This is a genomic window from Cytophaga sp., from assembly GCF_051961495.1.
Classification (GTDB): Bacteria; Bacteroidota; Bacteroidia; order Cytophagales; family Cytophagaceae; genus Cytophaga.
This window is the reverse complement of record NZ_JBQCDF010000100.1, coordinates 1-2,568: the sequence shown is the minus strand read 5'-3', so window position 1 is coordinate 2,568 and position 2,568 is coordinate 1. Positions and strand designations below refer to the sequence as shown.

Here is a 2,568-nt window from a genome sequence, read left to right as displayed (position 1 = left end):
TTTATTCTACATTCGGCTGAAGGTTCCATCTAACCAATTTTAATCATCAGTAAATTAATTAGTTACCAGAAGTATATCTTCAGTCGTTAATCCAAACCTCCTGATTTTTTTGTGAATGTTTTTGATAACATTTTTTTTTATCTGCTCTTCATATAGCTGTTCATTTTTAGGTTGATACTCCTGCTTTTTTACTGTCATTATCCAGAAAATTTCTGCCAGCCGTCGTGCCACTGCTGTGATAGCGGCTGATCTGCCTTTTTTATAGGCTATGCGGCTAAATATCTTTTTTAATACGCCGTCTTTCCTTTGGGCAACCGTATTGGCAGCTACTCTGAATGCATTGGCCATAATGCTTTTGCCTTTCGGCGTGCGGGAAGAAAATACTTTATCGCCTGTTTTTTTATTGTTCGGTGCCAGGCGCAACCAACTGGTAAAATTTTTCATTGTTGGAAATTTGTAAATGTCACTGCCTACTTCAGATATAAAAGTCATAACCGTATTGGAGGCAACACCTTCTATTCTTAATAAATCAACACCAAAATACTCACGACTTAAGGAGGCAGCATCAAAGCCAGGTGCATTTTTGGAGTGATGCTTTTTTTCTTTTACCGGCTTTGTTGCTATTGCTTCCTGCAGGGATGCTGTTTTATGGATCATTGTTTTTAATAAGGCTTCTATTTTTTGGTCGCAGCTAATCATTCTTTGCTGGCAATTTTTATACATTGTCCATTCATCCTGGAGTATGTACAATTGTTCTTCTTTCCAATCACCCTGCAGTGAATCGGCAATTTCCTGCTTTGATTTTTTCACTCTGTTATGTGCTAATTTGGACAGGGCCTCTCCACTTCTTTCACCAGACAGAATAGCTTCTATTATTTTTGTTCCGCTAAGGCCGGTAAGATCTGATAATACTACATCGAGACGAAGATTCATTAGCCGCAAGGCTTTTTGCATATGCTGTGTATGCGCTGTTGCGGCTGTAACGATATTACTGCGGTGGCGATGATAGCTACGTAACCGGGCAACCTCTTCACTGGGAATAAAAGAATGTTTCAGTAAACCAAGCGTATGCATTTTTTGTAACCAGCGGGCATCCTTTGTATCGGTCTTTCGTTGTGGATCTTTAATATAATTGTTACTTAATACTACTTCAAACCCTGCGGCCTGCAAACTGCTGAATAAGGTTTGCCAATAGGTGCCTGTTGATTCCAGTGCAACCGTAGCAATCCCTTTTTGTTGCAGCCATTCAATTAATGCCTTGTGATCTTTAGTGTAAACATTGAATGTTCTTACATCCTGCGGCTCTTGTCCTACAGCTACATAATGCTGCCGTGAGCCTACATCAATGCCTGCTGCATGCTCATTTACAACAGCCATTGATACACTGTTTTTCTTTTTCATTTTTAAAAGTTTTTAAATAAATAAATAAAAAAACCAGCACAGTGAAATGTATCTTTACAGTGAAAGATTGTTCCATGCGGGATTCCCTGAATTCAATCCGGGATCACCATTTGATTTTTCATCAGGGAGTATGCTTGTAAGGAAGCATGCTCCTGTTTTATACATTTCTGCCAGAGTTCGGGAGGGGCTGTAATGCTCCATTCGACAGCAAGACTTGTAAAGCACTGGCCTTACTAAAGTTAGATAATGATTTTTATGATAACTTCATATTAGGGTTCGGGCAGACGATTTTCAAATGCCCTGCCATCCTTTGGACAAGTTTCCTTTAATTCTTAAGATATTACTACTATTATAATGGGGGTTTCTAAGGGGGTGTTAATAACCTCTAATGATGTTAATAACTTTGAAAGTGCGGCAGGGTGAACTTGCCTGCCATCTAGTTTTACAGAACTTATTGGCGTATTAGTCCCTGCCGCTTCTTTCCTTGCTCCGGGTCCATCTAGAATTATATCTTTGAACCATCAAATGTGTTAGACAAGAGCAATTTTTTTTATAACCCATTAAAGGTAAAACAAAATGAAAAAATGGAAGTTTACGTTAGGTGTTGACGTATCAAAAAACACATTGGACATCAGTTGTTCAGAATTAAATGAGCACATCAAAATCAGGAACGGATCAGAAGGTTTTATTCAATTTTTAAAATGGTGCAGACGATTGAATATTGACTTGAAAGAAAGCTTTTTGGTATTGGAATACACGGGCGGTTACGAGTACAAGTTCTTGCAGTTTTGCGAGGCTCATCCAATTGTTTATGCAAGAGTTCCGGGACTAGCTATTAAAAATTCTATGGGAATAACAAGAGGCAAAAATGACCAGGTAGATTCTTTTCGTATAGCCCAATATGGAGAAGAAAAATACAAATCATTACAACCCTCAAAGCCCTTAAATCCAGCAATAATAAGGCTTAAAGAGCTGTTGTCTTTTAGAAAGCGCCTGGTAAGAGAAAATGCCGGTTACAAAAATTCCATTAAAGGACGGGAAGATATGTATGAAAAAAACAAGAAAGATATTATAGTAAAATCGCTTCAACAAAAGCTCAAGGCCAACACTAAAATTATAGAAGCGATTGAAGTTGAGATGATGCAAATCGTAATGAACGATGAAGAG

At 38.2% G+C, this 2,568-nt stretch carries 2 protein-coding genes; one reads left to right on the top strand and one right to left on the bottom strand.

Annotated features, from left to right (window positions below; genetic code table 11):
* Window positions 1–54 precede the first annotated feature (54 nt).
* The gene (locus tag ACTHJT_RS04675; RefSeq protein ID WP_440236695.1) at window positions 55–1,401 is read right to left on the bottom strand and encodes an IS110 family transposase; all 1,347 of its coding nucleotides are present in this window, start codon (window positions 1,399–1,401) and stop codon (window positions 55–57) included.
* A 576-nt stretch (window positions 1,402–1,977) separates the two neighbouring features.
* Here ACTHJT_RS04675 and ACTHJT_RS04670 point away from each other — a divergent pair.
* A partial coding sequence (locus ACTHJT_RS04670; protein WP_440236694.1) for an IS110 family transposase occupies window positions 1,978–2,568 on the top strand: 591 nt, incomplete at its 3' end.